The sequence below is a fragment of the Halomonas sp. DP8Y7-3 genome (assembly GCF_019801675.1).
Taxonomy (GTDB): domain Bacteria; phylum Pseudomonadota; class Gammaproteobacteria; order Pseudomonadales; family Halomonadaceae; genus Halomonas; species Halomonas litopenaei_A.
Genome location: NZ_JAHVIO010000008.1, coordinates 115351 through 131352, shown reverse-complemented (window position 1 = coordinate 131352; position 16002 = coordinate 115351). Strand labels below are relative to the sequence as shown.

Annotated in this window: 15 protein-coding genes; 8 read left to right on the top strand and 7 right to left on the bottom strand. The window is 60.8% G+C overall.

All coding sequences use genetic code 11. The features are described 5' to 3' along the window. Positions 1–598: 598 nt before the first annotated feature. Positions 599–976 carry a histone-like nucleoid-structuring protein, MvaT/MvaU family gene (locus KUV86_RS09670; protein WP_222239353.1) on the top strand — a complete coding sequence of 126 codons (378 nt, stop codon included), beginning with the start codon at positions 599–601 and terminating at the stop codon, positions 974–976. Positions 977–1815: 839 nt separating this feature from the next. Here the strand turns inward: KUV86_RS09670 and KUV86_RS09665 are convergent. Then, complete coding sequence (locus KUV86_RS09665; RefSeq protein ID WP_206938142.1) at positions 1816–2622, bottom strand: helix-turn-helix transcriptional regulator; 807 nt, start codon at positions 2620–2622, stop codon at positions 1816–1818. A 359-nt stretch (positions 2623–2981) separates the two neighbouring features. Here KUV86_RS09665 and KUV86_RS09660 point away from each other — a divergent pair, with 359 nt between their 5' ends. Further along, entirely contained in the window at positions 2982–3278 is a 297-nt protein-coding gene (locus tag KUV86_RS09660) for a hypothetical protein (protein WP_222484629.1), read from the top strand. Between the two features lie 288 nt (positions 3279–3566). Here the strand turns inward: KUV86_RS09660 and KUV86_RS09655 are convergent, their stop codons facing one another. From KUV86_RS09655 to KUV86_RS09640, 4 genes are all read right to left on the bottom strand, one after another. Then, positions 3567–4451, bottom strand: coding sequence for a DNA replication terminus site-binding protein (locus KUV86_RS09655; RefSeq protein ID WP_206938147.1), 885 nt, complete (start codon positions 4449–4451; stop codon positions 3567–3569). Positions 4452–4455: 4 nt separating this feature from the next. Continuing rightward, positions 4456–4692, bottom strand: coding sequence for a DNA gyrase inhibitor YacG (gene yacG / locus KUV86_RS09650; RefSeq protein ID WP_206938156.1), 237 nt, complete (start codon positions 4690–4692; stop codon positions 4456–4458). A gap of 179 nt (positions 4693–4871) precedes the next feature. Then, on the bottom strand, positions 4872–5474 hold the full coding sequence (gene coaE / locus KUV86_RS09645) for a dephospho-CoA kinase (RefSeq protein WP_206938158.1): 603 nt from the start codon (positions 5472–5474) through the stop codon (positions 4872–4874). A 48-nt stretch (positions 5475–5522) separates the two neighbouring features. Further along, positions 5523–6362 carry a prepilin peptidase gene (locus KUV86_RS09640; RefSeq protein ID WP_206938160.1) on the bottom strand — a complete coding sequence of 280 codons (840 nt, stop codon included), beginning with the start codon at positions 6360–6362 and terminating at the stop codon, positions 5523–5525. A 181-nt stretch (positions 6363–6543) separates the two neighbouring features. On the opposite strand from KUV86_RS09640, the gene nagZ reads away from it, so the two are divergent. Beyond that, positions 6544–7557, top strand: coding sequence for a beta-N-acetylhexosaminidase (gene nagZ, locus KUV86_RS09635; protein ID WP_206938162.1), 1014 nt, complete (start codon positions 6544–6546; stop codon positions 7555–7557). Positions 7558–7579: 22 nt separating this feature from the next. Continuing rightward, complete coding sequence (locus tag KUV86_RS09630) at positions 7580–8158, top strand: hypoxanthine-guanine phosphoribosyltransferase (protein WP_206938164.1); 579 nt, start codon at positions 7580–7582, stop codon at positions 8156–8158. A gap of 158 nt (positions 8159–8316) precedes the next feature. Here the strand turns inward: KUV86_RS09630 and KUV86_RS09625 are convergent, their stop codons facing one another. Together KUV86_RS09625 and KUV86_RS09620 are read right to left on the bottom strand one after the other, a co-directional pair. Next, positions 8317–10026 (bottom strand): AMP-binding protein, encoded by a 1710-nt coding sequence (locus KUV86_RS09625; RefSeq protein ID WP_222484628.1) that lies wholly within the window; start codon positions 10024–10026, stop codon positions 8317–8319. 137 nt (positions 10027–10163) lie between these two features. Next, a complete protein-coding gene (locus KUV86_RS09620) occupies positions 10164–10637 on the bottom strand; it encodes a MerR family transcriptional regulator (protein WP_206938168.1) in 474 nt (157 codons plus the stop codon). Positions 10638–11090: 453 nt separating this feature from the next. On the opposite strand from KUV86_RS09620, the gene KUV86_RS09615 reads away from it, so the two are divergent. The 4 genes from KUV86_RS09615 (at position 11091) to KUV86_RS09600 (ending at position 15988) form a co-directional block, all read left to right on the top strand. Then, complete coding sequence (locus tag KUV86_RS09615; protein ID WP_222484627.1) at positions 11091–12257, top strand: acyl-CoA dehydrogenase family protein; 1167 nt, start codon at positions 11091–11093, stop codon at positions 12255–12257. A gap of 125 nt (positions 12258–12382) precedes the next feature. Next, the gene (locus KUV86_RS09610) at positions 12383–13510 is read left to right on the top strand and encodes an enoyl-CoA hydratase/isomerase family protein (RefSeq protein WP_206938181.1); all 1128 of its coding nucleotides are present in this window, start codon (positions 12383–12385) and stop codon (positions 13508–13510) included. A 168-nt stretch (positions 13511–13678) separates the two neighbouring features. After that, complete coding sequence (gene mmsB / locus KUV86_RS09605) at positions 13679–14587, top strand: 3-hydroxyisobutyrate dehydrogenase (protein ID WP_222484651.1); 909 nt, start codon at positions 13679–13681, stop codon at positions 14585–14587. A 219-nt stretch (positions 14588–14806) separates the two neighbouring features. Then, positions 14807–15988: an acyl-CoA dehydrogenase gene (locus tag KUV86_RS09600; protein ID WP_222484626.1), complete on the top strand. Its 1182-nt coding sequence runs from the start codon at positions 14807–14809 to the stop codon at positions 15986–15988. The last annotated feature ends 14 nt before the right edge of the window (positions 15989–16002 follow it).

Here is a 16002-nt window from a genome sequence, read left to right as displayed (position 1 = left end):
AGCGGTAGAGAGCTCCTGGTGATAGATCATCCAGAGCCGTAGAGAGCCTGTGTCAGCGGGATGTTTCAGTGCCGTGGGTAGCGTCAAGGAGGGTGGGATAGCCGTGTGTCTGTGCATGCATAGATATGGAGGGAGCCCATAGTAGGCCCACTGCGGTAGGGCGTTGCTGATGTCGTGTGGCGAGGGCGATGACGTCAGGAAAACAGTTAATACTGTTTACTTTGTGAGACAAGGAGGTTGAATGTCGCGCCTGTATCGATATGGCGACATATTGTTCCACGCACCGTTGCCAAATATGCCTCAATTATATTAGTAAAATCTTTAGTGGCTATTTCCTTTTTTTGTTCACGTTGTCATATGTTCGCTCAAGCCAAGTATTCCATTCCGCTTGCCAGATAGTGGGACAGAAGGCGGGGCTGGACAACGTTAGCGATGGGGGTTAGGTTAATTATTGTCCGATCTTGCCCCTACATTGCCGCAGTGTATCTATCATTGTGGTGTCTCGACCTAGTGTGCGTTGTTAAAGATGGTTGTCACACAGAGATGCAAGAGTGATAATACCGCGGCATCCGAAAGCAACTACTACAGGTTTACGCCAATGTCTTCATTGTTGAATGACTACATGCAGATGGAGCAGCAGCTGCAGCAGCTCCAGCAGCGACTCGATCAACTGCAGAATGACGATCGTCTTAAGTCAGAGCTCGAGTTCAAGGGAAAGCTCGAAGAACTGATGAAAGAGTTCGATAAGAGTGCCTCCGACGTTATCGCTATCCTTCAGCCGAAGCCCGCTGCCGCTGGCAAGGCTGCTGCACCCGCCGCTGGTGGTCGCCGCAAGCGCAAGCTGAAGATCTACAAGAACCCGAATACCGGCGAAGTGGTGGAAACTCGTGGTGGTAACCACAAGACACTGAAAGCCTGGAAGGAAGAGCACGGCAACGATACCGTCGAATCCTGGCTGGTTCGTGTTGAAGGCTAACGCCAGCGCTTTGTGACGGAGCGGTGATACAGCCTTTGATGTAGCGTAGCTCCCGTCATGATCGCTCGCCCGGGTAGGGAACGGTGAAATGTCACCGTCATCCTGCTCGGGCGATGTCGTTTTAACGCCGGTAGGGCGAGGCTTGGTGTGTCCTTTAGGCGTTTACTTGATATCGCCTCGCCACCGTCAGGGCACATAGCCCACCAGCGTCACTTGGTTGATACTGTCGCCGGCACCCGGGGGGGGGCTCTCACATCCCGCAGGGTTCTTGTAGAGTCTGATGACGAGGGTGGTATAGAGGGTGGTTCCCCCCGAGATGTGGCCCCTGTGGCGTCCAGGCAGGGCAGCCAAGGCTGTGTCCATTGTGTTCTTAGATGTATCGCTCTATGTCATGGCGTGACATTGCGCTGACAGCATATAGGCGTGGCCGTGCAGCAGGTCAGCCTGATCGCCGTAGCACGATGCCTGCTGTCCGTTGCCTGGGGGAAAGGTCAGGGGTGCAACTGATACAGAGGGGACAGTCGCCTTGGATGTCTTGAAGGTCGTTATCCGGGCAGTCGTCCTGGCTAGCGCCAAGGCTATTGTTGGGGCAGTGGCTCGGGTTGTAGAGTGGCGCAGATTGCTGCAAGCGCCTCGTATTCCCCGCTGTCTGCTTGTGGGTAGCCCCTTGTGGGTAGCCCCTTGTGAGTAGCCGCGTGTGGTAAAGGCAGCGTACAGCCCTCAGTAGTGGCTGACGGTGGCAGCGACGGCGTGAAATTCTGGTATGATGACCGCAGAAAAAAAAGTGGCCACGGAGGTGGCCACTTCAAGGGAAGGCATGAATATTGGTTCGCGGAAGGTCAGTCTTCCTCGAGTAGCGGCAATCTCAGTTCCAGCCCATACTTGCCTTTGACCAGTTGCGGCGCCTCACCGCTGAGGTAGACCCCGTGTTCAGACAGTCCTCTGCAGGCCATGAACAGCATTGCACTGGTGAGGTGTGAACTGTCCTCAAGGGTGATGCAGGCATGACGCTGCGCCGGCAACATGACGAGTCGGAAGGGCAGCGGTAGCGCCAGGCGGTGGGCATGTTCCTCGTCGACATGGACCCCAAGGTCGATACGCGGGGATTCACTGGCCAGCGGATGGTCATGCAGGATGGCGATTGGCGCGGCGTTGGTGAGGCGTGCCGGCAGATCGTAGGCGCCTTCTGCATTGCGTTGCCAGTTATCCAGGTTCTCGATGATTTCCGGCGGCTGATACAGACGGGTGACCGCGGCGCGGCGCAGAGGCAGGTCTGCCATCTTGACCGAGAAGTGGGGCAGGTTGTGGCGCTGGCGGTAGAGCTCCAGGCGCTGATTCTGACGATATTCGCGGGGGGCGACGCGATAGCGACGCTGGAAGGCGCGAGTAAACGCCGAGTGGTTGCGATATCCGCAGCGCCTGGCGATATCATGGACGCCGTGTGGCGTGTGGATCAGGAGCCTGGCGGCTTTTTCCAGTCGCAGCATGTCGCGATAGGCGCTGGGCGAGATGCCAAATGACTGGCGGAAGCGCCTGCGCACCTGAGATGAGGAGTACCCCATACGGGTGGCGAGGTCTTCAATACTGAGCTGGCTGTCCAAGGTCTCCTGGAGCCAGATTTCGGCGCGCATCATCTCGTTGAACATGGTCATGCCTCCCTGAACCATCGCGATGGACCTGACCCCTTGCTGGGTCCTCGGAGGACGAATCCGAGCGTCTGTCCCGTGGTCATTGTTACCGGGACATCCATCTGTCCCGAAATATAATGATGAAAGTTTGTTGCGTTAAGATACATCCTGTTACGTAGTTATGCAGTCTAGCCACTTTGGTTGGCAAGTGCAATGTGCCGTTTTGATTGTTTGTGCACAAAAATCCTGTGCCATTTGAGCAGTTAAGATGCTGTTATAGAGGAAGAAATCGCGATTTCTTGGTCCTTTTTTGATACGCTGGTTTGCCAGCATGCTCGATTCGGCTTATCCCTGTTGATGTTAACGACTGGTAACAAATGAAATCTCAGAGTTCCCCCAAGCCTATGGACGAACGCGAAAAACTGCGCCGCTTTCGTGAGTTGGATGATGCCTTCGCGGAAGCGCTTCGCAGCCTGGACAACCCGAGCAAGGCCGCCGAGATTCCCACCGGACCGCCTGTGCGCACCATTGACAGCGTTGAGGAAGAGGAGCGCCGGCAGCGTGAAGAAGACTTCGAGCGTCGCTTGCATGCGTTGATTCAGGAATACGCTCAGAGTCCGGAAACCGTCACCGAACTCGTCACGCTGCTGCAATCCATGGGGCGCGTGGCCTGATCGCGGTGCCTGCCGGAGCCAGCAGTGGTCAGGTCATCTTTCGCCTGTTGCGTCTCGGTAGTGACGCGAGTGATTACAGTTTGTGACATGATGGCCTGACTGTGCTGTTTCTGCAGTCGTCTTGGGCGACGACTCCTTGTTGGATATTCCGCAAAAGACTGTCAGTGATATCGCACGTCTAGGGCGCACTGACGCCGCCAAGGGGAGTATCGACCCTGACTGGCCTGGCGTCTGTCGCCTTGCTGGCGTACAGGCAGTGGTTGCTGGCGGCACGGAGTGCTGGTGCGATCAACGGTAGCGGTAGGCTCTTAGACTCGGCAGAAAAGGTGTGTCTTCGAGGCGTTCGTCACTGCGCCGGGCGCGCTGACGCTCCAGTGGCGGGGCAAGCGGAGGCAGGTTGTGTCGTGGAAGGTGCTGCTGCGGCAGGAAAAGCGGTAGGGCGACATTCATGGCTCGCCGCATGCGGCCGTCAGTCAGTGGCTCGTGATAGAAGAGATTGGCGCGCATCAGCGGCGCCTGGCGTTGCACCTGTGCCAGCATCTCGCTTGAGGGAATACCCGCTAAACGCTTCAGTTGTATGCGGATATGGGCCGCCTCGCTGTCGAGTGCCAGCAGTTTCTGTTCCGCATCGGCCACACTGATCCGCTTGATCGACCTGCCGCTGCTGTACCATGCCAACCGCACGCGATCCACGGAGGCCTCGGCCACGGGGACGTGGCGCCATGCCTGTTTCAGGTGAAGACGGGCAAGGCCGGCACCGCCTAGATGCTGGTTGAGGTCGGGATGTCGCTGGGGCAGCCGAGCCTTGATCTCTGCCATCAACTGCGGCGAGTGCTGACGAATCTCTGCCAGTTGGTGGGACAAATCACTCTTGGCCTCATTCAATCGTTGCGCAGCGGCGTAGGTGGCGTCGTCGCAGCAGACCAGTCCAACGTGGCTTTGGGTGACTCGGCCATCCTGGCCGTCGACATACCATAGGTCGAGCAAGGACTGGCGAAGCCACTCAGGATCCACCTTATCCCTGCCAAATGCCCATCCGCCGAGCCCGGACGCCGCCCAGGCATCGGCGACCTGATGCGCCCTGTCTACCAGGCGATCAAAGGCCTGATCGAGTGCCGCGAGCCATTGATAGGACGGCGCTGAGGCTGACGTGTCGTGCCCATCGCGTGGCATTGGCTCAGTCCTGCTGGTACAGGTCGCGTTCTGCCCGCGCAACCCATTCGTCAATACTGGTTTCGTCCATCGCGGGCTCTCCCGCAATACGGTGGCTGCCGTCGGCCCATGCGCCCAGATCGAGCAGCCGGCAGCGTTTGCTGCAGAAAGGCCGAAACTCGTTGTCGCTGGTCCAAAGCACCTCTTTGCGGCACTGGGGGCAAGCGACCTTGAGTGGCCCCTGGGATGCCGTTTGGGACATGTTGGGTCTCCTTCTGTCAGGTGGTGGGGCTTGGCACCGTCTTCAGCGGTGCTCGCCATATGTCTCGGAATGCGGTTGGGGCGTGAGTCTGGAGCTGCGAATGGCTATGCGCCAGTACTATTCACCAATGCTATTCACCAGTGCTATTCACCAGTGCTATTCGCTGAGCATCAGTTGTATCAGCTACCCGCCATGGCACGATAGCGTTCATCCAGCGCTTTGACCGCGTCGACTAGTGCGCTGAGATCCCCTTCGTTGACGAGGACGTCATCGGCGAGAGAGAGGCGTTTTTCCCGCGGCATTTGTGAACCCAGAATAGCCTTGGCCTGGTCAGCATCGATCTTGTCGCGGGCCATGGCGCGTTCCATCTGGACGTCCTCGGCCACGTCGACCACAAGCTTGCGCTGGACCATGTCGGCTTGACCGGACTCAAACAACAGCGGAGAAACCAGCAGCACGTAGGGGCTGTCCTGCTGTTGCAGCAGGGCCAGTCGTGTGGTCAGCCGTTCTCTGATCCGTGGGTGGGTGGTGGCTTCGAGCCAGCGACGTTCCTTTTCGTTGGCAAAGACGATGTCACGCAGTGCGCTGCGGTCGAGACGACCTTCACGGTTGAGGATGGTGTCACCGTAGCGATCGACGATGGCCTTCAAGGCCGGTTCACCGGGGGCCACCACTTCACGCGCAATGTCATCGGCGTCGACCCACCTGACACCAAGCTCGCCGAACAGTCTTGCGACAGTCGATTTTCCTGAGGCGATACCGCCCGTCAATCCAATGATCATGCCGCCATTACTCCATTGTTGCCTTTGTGACGACCCTCATGGGTCGCATCATGCGCCAAGCATGGCCTTGTACGTCAATAGCATTTCTTCGCCCGCCAGTAAGGCCAGGCCGCCAGCGATGACCAGGGAGGGCCCGAAGGGCAGCGCCTGTCCTTTGAGATGTGGTCTTTGCCACTGTACCAGCAAGCCCGAAATCACGCCCACTACCGCGGCGACAAGAACGACCAGGGGCAGCAGCTGCCAGCCCAGCCAGGCACCGAGGGCGGCGAGCAGCTTGATGTCGCCACGCCCCATGCCTTCACGCTGGGTGATGGCGTTGAAGATCGCACCTACGGCCCACAGCACGCCATAGCCTGCCACCACCGCGATGACCGCGTCTGCCAAATGCGCGGGGCTGAATAGTAGCTGGTAGAGCAAACCTGCCCATAGTAGCGGAAGGGTCAGTGCGTCCGGCAGCAGCTGGGTGCGCAGATCTATGACGGCCAGTGCCAGCAGGGTCAGGCATGCTGCGAAGATCCATAGCGCGCTCCATTGCAGTCCGAACAGCTTAAGGCAGGTCAGCGCCAGGATGGCGCTGGTCAGTTCGACCAGCGGATACTGGACGCTGATACGTCCCTTGCATTCAGCGCATCGACCGCGGCGCTTGATCCAGCCCACCAGGGGCAGATTGTCGTGCCATGCGATGGGATGTCCGCAGCGGGGACAGCATGAGCCGGGGCGGGCCAGCGAGATGGGAGCCTCGATGTCATCCTCAAGCTCCAGAGCGGCACGTGCCTCGGTGCGCCACTGCTGCATCAGCATGACGGGCAGGCGGACGATGACGACGTTCAGGAAGCTGCCCAGGCAAAGTCCCAGGGTGATGACAATGATGGTGGTGATGACATCCATAGGCAGCAGTGCGGCTCCAGCAGCAGGTAAATCGAGAGAACGGACCCTGAGGTCCGCGGGTGCTATTCTATCGTCGCTGCCATGGGTTGTCTGTGGTCGTGCCTGGCATTGCGCTGTCGGGGTGTCACGACGTAGCCCATTGGTCTAGAATCGTTCCCTTTTTTCCGACCAGGTAAGCGACATGACCCAGACATTCGGACCTGTGATGCTGGATCTCGATGGCCTCGAGCTGTCGGCCGAAGAGCGCGAACTGCTTCTGCATCCCGCCCTTGGCGGAGTCATCCTGTTTGGCCGCAACACCCATGATGCCGATCAAGTCAGGGCGCTGTGCCGGTCGATCCGAGAGCTGCGTCCCGGCCTTCTGCTGGGGATCGACCAAGAGGGTGGCCGCGTGCAGCGGCTCAAGGAAGGGGTGACGCGCTTGCCGCCCATGTCCCGGCTGGGTCAGGAATACCGCAGCGCGCCTGAGGTGACCTTGCGCCTGTGCCAGGATGCCGGCTGGTTGCTTGGCATGGAGATGGCGGCCTGTGGGCTGGATCTCAGCTTTGCTCCGGTGCTGGATGTCGATGTAGGCCTCTCGTCGGTGATTGGTGACCGCAGCTTCGATGCAGATCCCGAGGTGGTGGCGCGGCTCGGTGGTGCCTTTATCGAAGGGCTGCACGAGGCGGGCATGGCGGCCGTCGGCAAGCATTTTCCCGGGCACGGTGGGGTCAAGGCGGATACCCATCACGAGGTCGCCCGGGACGAGCGGAGTCTCGATCAGCTGCGTCAGCACGACCTGGTGCCCTTCGAGCGTCTGGCCGGCAAGCTGGATGGCATGATGCCGGCTCACGTGGTCTATCCGGCGTTCGACCCTCGTCCGGCGGGCTTTTCGCCCTCCTGGCTGGGGATGCTGAGGGAGACCCTGGGCTTCAAGGGCACCATCTTCTCCGATGACTTGACCATGGCAGGGGCGCAGGTCGCCGGTGGCCCCGCTGAGCGCGCCAAGGCTGCTCTGGAGGCCGGTTGCGACATGGTGCTGGTATGCAATGACCGTCCAGCTGCCACGGCGGTGCTTGATGCCTGTGTCGATCAGGCGCCGCGCAGGGCCTCGCGTCTTCGCTATGCCCGAGCCCGCCCCGACCTTGATGCCCTGTCTGCCTTGTCGCGCTGGCGCCGTGTCCACGCGCGCCTGGCGGCGATGACTTCTGATTGATGAATGAAACGAGCTGACTGATATGCCGAAACTTGATCCTGCCCATAGCGCCTCACGTGATGACATGCGTGAGGTAATGGACACCGCCGACTGCCTGATCAGTCATGATGAGGTAGAGCGTGCGTTGGACCGCATGGCGGAAGAGATCACCCGGGACCTGGGTGACAAGCTGCCGGTGTTTTACTGCGTGATGAACGGTGGCCTGATCACCACGGGACATCTGTTGCCCCGGCTCGGGTTCCCGCTGGAGGTGGACTACCTGCACGCCACGCGTTATCGCGGCAAGACCCGCGGCGGAGAGCTGTTCTGGCGAGTGTCGCCAGAGATCCCCATGGCCGGCCGTGATGTGGTGATTGTCGATGACATTCTCGACGAGGGCGCGACCCTGGCGGCCATCCTGGATTATTGCCGTGAGGCAGGGGCCAAGAGCGTGTCTACGGCCGTGCTGGTGGACAAAAGCCACGATCGCAAGGCGGTGCCGGGACTCAAGGCAGACTACTGCAGTCTGGAAGTGGCCGACCGCTACGTGTTCGGCTTCGGCATGGACTTCAAGGGCTACTGGCGCAACGCGCCGGGGATTTTCGCTCCCAAGGGCATGTAGACTCGCCTGCAGATATCCAGGCCAGGCCCGCCCGCCTGGCCAGACAAAAGGCGTCCCATTGATGGGGACGCCTTTTTTGCGGCTGGGTCTCAGCGATTGAGTTTCAGTGCTTGAGTGTCAGCGCTTGAATTTCAGGGAACGCCCACGAGCCAGGGGGCTTATAACCCTAGTTCGTCGGTAGCTTCCTTGCGCATCTTGAACTTCTGAATCTTGCCGGTGACGGTCATCGGGAACTCGTCGACGAACTTCACGTAGCGGGGCACCTTGTAGTGGGCAATCTTGCCTTTGCAGAATGCCTTGAGAGCGTCTTCATCGAGCTGCTCGCCCTCGCTCAGCTTGACCCAGGCCATGACCTCTTCACCGTACTTGCGATCCGGCACGCCGATCACCTGCACGTCCGAAATGGCGGGGTGGGTATACAGAAAGTCCTCGATTTCGCGCGGGTAGATGTTCTCGCCGCCACGAATGATCATGTCCTTGATGCGTCCGACGATCGAGACATAGCCCTCGTCATCCATGGTCGCCAGGTCGCCGGTATGCATCCAGCCTGCCGCATCGATGGCCGCAGCCGTTGCCTCTTCATTGTTCCAGTAGCCGAGCATCACGCTGTAGCCGCGCGTACATAGTTCGCCAGGTTCACCCCTGGGCACGACGGCCCCGCTGTCAGGATGCACCAGCTTGACTTCAAGGTGAGGGTGAATGGTGCCCACGGTGGTCACGCGCTTGTCCAGCGGGGCGTCAGTGGTGGTCTGCAGGCTGACGGGGCTGGTTTCGGTCATGCCATAGCAGATGGTGACGTCTTGCATGTTCATCTGGTCGATGACGCGGCGCATGACCTCGATGGGGCAGATGGAACCCGCCATGATGCCGGTACGCAGTGACGACAGGTCATAGCGCTTGAAGTCGGGATGCTCAAGCTCCGCAATGAACATGGTGGGCACGCCGTACAGGGTTGTCGCCTTCTCCTCGGACACTGCCGCCAGAGTGGTCTCCGGGTCAAAGCCGTCGGCGGGGTAGATCATGGTGGCACCATGTGTCACGCAGCCCAGGTTACCCATGACCATCCCGAAGCAATGGTACAGCGGCACCGGGATGACCATCCGGTCCTGATCGGTGAGGTTCATGGCGCGTGCCACGAACATGCCGTTGTTCAGGATGTTGTGGTGGGAGAGGGTGGCGCCCTTGGGGGCCCCGGTGGTGCCGGAGGTGTACTGAATATTGATCGGTTCATCGAACTGCAGGCCCGCCTGGACCTCGGCAAGCTCCGCCGCGCTGACTTCTTCCGTGCGATCGAAGATGCGCGGCCATGCCAGCATGCCCGGGAGTGCCTTGTCGGCGTCGAGGCAGATGACGCGCTTCAGCTCTGGCAGGCCCTTGAGCGTCAATGGTCCCGCCCCTGGGATATCGTGAAGCTCGGGCGCCAGTTCCGCCAGGGTGGCCACATAGTCCGATGTCTTGAAACTGCCCTGCAGGATCAGGGTCGAGGTGCCGGACTGCTTGAGCGCGTAATCGAGCTCATGGGTGCGGTAGCTGGGATTGATATTGACCAGGATGGCGCCGATCTTGGCCGTGGCGAACTGGGTGATCGTCCATTCGGCGCAGTTGGGCGACCAGATCCCGACCCTGTCGCCTTTCTTTACGCCCATCGCCAGCAGCGCTCGGGCAGCCTGGTCGGTCACTTCTCTGAGCTCTTGCCAGGTGTAGCGCAGTCCCTGATGTCGACTGATGAGGGCGTCCTGGTCAGGGAAGCGAGCGACCGTCTCGTCGAAGCAATCACCAATGGTCTGGCCCTTGAGAGGCTGGTCGCTGATCCCGCTCACATAGCTGGACGGGATCCTGGGGGCTGAATGGGCGGTCTGGCGTGTCATTGTGGGTCTCGTTATGTCGTCGGGTTGTGCTGGATGTTGTCGTTATTGATGGTCAGGTCGTCATTGGCCGACGGGTTGCTGAGGCCGGGGCGAGCCGGCTCAGGTTCGGGCTCAGGTTCAGCCTCTAAGTGAGAGCATCACTCGTCCAGCTGATCGAGAGCCTCTCTGGCGCGCCGGTCGACGTCGTCCATCTCCAGGCGCATCAGGCGGATATCCTCAAGCTGACGATCCAGTTCAGCGCGTTTTTCGGCGATGATTTCCAGAAGTCGCTTCAACTGGCGCGCATTTCCGTCGGGCATGGCGTCGTACATCATGACCACTTCGCGAATCTCGGCCAGGGAGAAGCCAAGACGCTTGCCTCTCAGGGTCAGCTTCAGCCGCACGCGATCCTTCTCGCGATAGATGCGCTTCTGTCCTTCGCGTCGAGGCGCCAGCAGCCCTTCCTGCTCATAGAAACGAATGGTGCGGGGGGTGACTTCGAACATCTTGGCCAGTTCACCGATGGTGTAATGGCGAGACGTCACAGAGACCCCAGTAGAGCCCTTCGCTGTTTGCCCGGCGCTGGCAGCCCCGGGGCGAGTGGTAGAGGGGGCGCTGGCAGGTTTGCTCATGATGCGTTGTCCTGTTGAGGGACCCGATGTACTGGAGTCCTTGGAAGAGACACTAGTCAAAGTTGACGTTAACGTAAAGTGAATGTTGCTGGGTCGGTGACGACCCTCCCCATGCAAGGCCAGGGTTCCGTACTCGCCACCCAGGCGCGGGCGGGGCTGGCGTTTGAGGCTATGGGTCGACACATGGCGTGAGCGATATCGACGGCGTGTACGACTATGGATTGATAGGTACACAACCAAGCAAGTGCTAGGTTGGGGCCGCATAAGGTGCCCGTATGCAGCGCCGTCATCGCGAACACCCCGACGAGCCTGTAGCCACCTGTCGCGCAGTCCCCATGGCTCACGTTGCAGGGGCTTGGCGCAGGGCGTCGTCGGTAGGCTGACACGGGCCGATCCAACATGAATATCCAGGGATGAGGCGGCCACCGCCATCCTGGAGACGAGGAAGCTGTCATGGACTTTGCTCTCACCGATGACCAGAAGGCCTTGGTGGCCGCCGCAGCGGATTTTTCACGTATCGAGCTGGCCGATCATGCGGCCGAATGGGATGCTCAATCACACTTTCCCGTGGATGTGATCCGGCGTGCTGGAGAGGCCGGTTTTCTTGGCATCTATACCCCTGAAGAACAGGGCGGGCTCGGGTTGTCGCGCCTGGACGCCTCGCTGATATTCGAGCAGCTGTCCCAAGGCTGCATCGCCACCACCGCATATCTCACCATTCACAACATGGTGACCTGGATGATCGCCAATTGGGCGGTTGACGAGGTGCGCAGTCAGTATGTGGAGGCCATGGTCAGCGGTGAGCTGCTGGGATCCTACTGCCTCACCGAGCCAGGTGCCGGTTCTGACGCGGCCAACCTGCGAACCAAGGCGGTGCGTGACGGCGATCATTATGTCATTGATGGCGCGAAGATGTTTATCTCTGGTGCCGGTGCGACTCAGGTGCTGGTGGTCATGGCACGCACCGGGGCAGCGGACAGTGGTGCCCGTGGCGTATCGGCCTTCGTCGTGCCGGCCGACGCGCCGGGCATCAGCTACGGTAAGAACGAAGACAAGATGGGCTGGAAGAGCCAGCCGACGCGCTTGGTCAGCCTTGATGGCGTGCGCGTGCCGGCCAATCATCGCCTGGGCGAGGAAGGCGAAGGGTTCCGGTTTGCCATGAAGGGGCTGGACGGTGGCCGTCTCAATATCGCCAGCTGTTCACTGGGCGCTGCGCAGCACGCGCTGACGCTGGCGCGCAATTATCTGGGTGAGCGCAAGCAATTCGGGCGTGAGCTGGCCTCCTTCCAGGCGTTGCAGTTCAAGCTGGCAGATATGGCGACCGAGCTGATGGCCGCTCGCTTGATGGTGCGCCAGGCCGCCTGGCGATTGGATCAGGCCGACCCCGAGGCCACCGCGCATTGCGCCATGGCCAAACGCTTTGCCACCGACATCGGTTTCAAGGTCTGCAACGAGGCGCTGCAGCTGCATGGGGGCTACGGTTATATCAGGGAATACCCCTTGGAGCGCCTGGTTCGTGATACCCGTGTCCATCAGATCCTTGAGGGCACCAACGAGATCATGCGACTGATCGTCGGTCGTCGGCTGCTTGCCGATGGCGTGATCGAAGCGCTGCAGTAAGCGTCGCCGATACATCTAGCCCTGCGCGGTTGGCCATGCCCAACGTCACGGCATGTCCCTACGGCATTGCAATACCGCAAGGCATTTCACTACGGCAAGGCATTTCACTACGGAGAGTATCTTGCATGCATCAGGATCTGGTCAGATTTCAGCGGCGACCTGCAGCGGGTGGCGGCTGTGTCGGTATCGCAACCCTTAACGCGCCCAAGGCACTCAATGCCCTGTCGCTGGAGATGATCGAGCAGCTGGATGAGCGTCTGGAAGAGTGGGCCCAGGATCCCGACGTGCACGCCGTCTGGCTGCAAGGGGAGGGTGACAAGGCATTCTGCGCCGGGGGCGACGTGGTGGCTCTGGTGCGCGAGTTGCAGCGCGAGAAAACGCAGCGGGTCCAGCCAGGTACCTACGCCACCCAGTATTTTGCCGCCGAGTACCGGCTTGACTACCGTCTGCACACTTACCCAAAACCGCTGCTGGTATGGGCCGACGGTATCGTCATGGGGGGAGGCCTGGGGCTGACCGCCGGTGGGCGCCATCGTCTGGTCACCGAGACCACGCGCATCGCCATGCCCGAAGTGACCATCGGGCTGTACCCGGATATCGGGGCCAGCTGGTTCTTGAACAAGATGCCTCCCGGCGTAGGCCTGTACCTGGGCTTGACCGGTGCCAGTATTAACGCGCGTGACGCCCTGGATCTGGGCATGGCCGATCGATTCGTGCCCAGGGAGCGCGGTGACGAACTGTTGGACGCCTTGTGTGACTGCCACTTCGCCGCCGGTCACGTGGTCGATGCTGAGGCACTGGTATGCGAGGTGCTGGCCCGCTTTGAGTCACCCGAGCAGGCTCCCGCAGCGCAGGTCTGGCCGCATCTCGATCACCTGCGTTCGCTGGTGGGCAAGGGGCGGGTCGAGGATGCCGTCGCTGCCATCACCGCCGATCACAGTGACGACGCCTGGCTCGCCGCCAATCGCAAGCGACTCACCCAGGGATGCCCGCTGACCGCGCACCTGGCGTGGCACATGCTTAAGCGACATCGCCACTCGTCCCTTGCGGATACCTTTCGGGATGAACTGGTGGTGTCGGTGCAATGCAACGTGCTGGGAGACTTCGCCGAGGGTGTAAGGGCACTGCTGATCGACAAGGACAAGTCACCGCAATGGCGTCACCGGGACGTATCCAGCGTGCCTGCGGCTGATCTGGCGGCCATGTTCGGCGCGCCCTGGGGCAAGGCTCCCGGCCCGCTTGATGACCTGTAGCGGCCCCCAGCAGCGCGCGCCGGCCTCATAGACATATTCTGATGAAGGGGCGGTCGAAGGTTCTGGCGCTTGTTCAAGCAAGACCAGTCGGCGGATCAGCCTATCGCCAGCAACAACGAAAACAATGCAAACCGTCCTGAGCACAGCCAGGACATGTGGAGACAGCCAATGCACATTGCCTTTATCGGGTTGGGTAACATGGGGGCCCCCATGGCGGCCAATCTGGTCAACGCGGGTCACCAGGTCTGCGTGTACGATCTTGTAGAAAGCGCCATGGCCGCGCTGGAGCAGAAGGGGGCACGGCGCGGGGTGTCGGCCATCGATGCGGCCACCGGGGCCGACGTCGTGGTATCGATGCTGCCGGCTGGCGCCCACGTCAAGGCGCTGTATCTGGGGCGTGACGGAGAAGCGGGCTTGCTGGATGCCCTGGAAGGCACCCCCTTGCTGCTGGATGCCTCCACCATTTCGCCGGATGACGCGCGGCTGGTGGCGGCGGAAGCGGCCAAGCGTGGCTGTACCTATCTGGATGCGCCGGTGTCCGGGGGTATCGGTGGAGCCCAGGCCGGCACCCTGACCTTTATCGTGGGCGGTGACGCAGCAGGCTTCGAGCGCGCCAGGCCGGTGCTCGAGGTGATGGGCAAGAATCTGTTTCACGCTGGCGGCAGCGGTAGCGGCCAGGTGGCCAAGATCTGCAACAACATGCTGCTGGGTATCCTGATGAGTGGCACCGCCGAGGCGCTGGCGCTGGGGGTGAAGAATGGGCTCGACCCCGCGGTGCTGTCCGACATCATGAAGCAGAGCAGCGGCGGCAACTGGGCGCTCAATGTGTATAACCCCTGGCCAGGTGTCATGGAGGGATCTGCGGCCTCGCGTGACTATCAGGGTGGCTTTCTGACGGATCTGATGGCCAAGGACCTGGGGCTTGCCTGGGAACTGGCGCTGGGCTCCCGCTCCAGCGTTCCCATGGGCTCGCAAGCGCGCAATCTCTTCGCGCTGCACAGTGCCCAGGGCAACGGTGGCCTGGATTTCTCGAGCATCCAAACCCTGTATCGCGCCGGAGAGCCAGGTCAGGACTGACGCTTTGGTGTGACGGCTGGGTGATCAAGCGGCACCGCCTGCCCAGGCGGTGCCGCTTTTGTTTGGGGCGCGTTGCGCCGCTCGCGGATGTCCTCAGCGCTTGCCTAGGTTTCAGCATATTGGGGCAGCATCACGTTGGGTTCGACCAAGGTGGTGGTTGGCACCATGGGGAATTAGGTCTACATTTATCCAAAATGTAGATATTTTGGAGTTTGGCTAATGAGCAGCATTACCCCCGTCACCTGGGACGACCCCTTCCGTCTGGTCGATCAGCTGAACGAAGAAGAGCGAATGGTCCAGCAGACCGCTCACGACTATTGCCAGGAAAAGCTGTTGCCGCGGGTGCTCGAAGCCAACCGCCATGAGCATTTCGATCGCGAGATCATGAACGAAATGGGCGAACTTGGCCTGCTGGGCGCCACCATCGACGGCTGGGGTTGCGCTGGCATGAACTACGTCAGCTACGGCTTGATAGCGCGTGAAGTGGAGCGCGTGGATTCCGGCTATCGCAGCGCCATGAGCGTGCAGTCGAGCCTGGTGATGTACCCGATTCACGCCTTTGGCAGCGACGCCCAGCGGGATCGCTACCTGCCTAAGCTTGCCAGCGGTGAGTGGGTTGGCTGCTTCGGCCTGACCGAGCCAGACCACGGGTCTGATCCGGGCAGCATGTCGACGCGGGCCTATCGCACGCAGTCGGGCTGGAGACTGAACGGTACCAAGACCTGGATCACCAATTCCCCGATCGCCGATGTCTTTGTGGTGTGGGCCCGTGACGAGGAAGGGGTGATTCGCGGCTTCGTGCTGGAGAAAGGCATGCCGGGGCTCAGCGCGCCCAAGATCGACGGCAAGTTCAGCCTGCGTGCCTCGATTACCGGTCAGATCGCGATCCAGGACGTCGAGGTCTCGGACGAGCAGCGTCTGCCCGGCGTGCAGGGACTCAAGGGGCCATTTTCCTGTCTTAACCGGGCACGCTATGGCATCAGCTGGGGCGCCATGGGGGCGGCCGAAGCCTGCTGGCACGCGGCCCGTGACTACACCCTCGAGCGCAAGCAGTTTGGTCGGCCGCTGGCGGCGAACCAGCTGATTCAAAAGAAGCTGGCGGATATGCAGACCGAGATTGCCCTGGGCCTGCAGGCCTCGCTGCGAGTGGGGCGGATGATCGACGAAGGCCAGCTGGTGCCGGAAGCGATCTCCCTGATCAAGCGTAACAATTGCGGCAAGGCGCTGGATATCGCACGCCAGTCTCGCGATATGCATGGTGGCAACGGCATCAGCGACGAGTATCACGTGATCCGTCATGTGATGAACCTGGAAGCGGTCAACACCTACGAGGGCACCCACGACGTCCACGCCCTGATCCTCGGGCGCGCCCAGACCGGCCTCCAGGCCTTCAGCGGTTGAGCGAGAGGGTCACG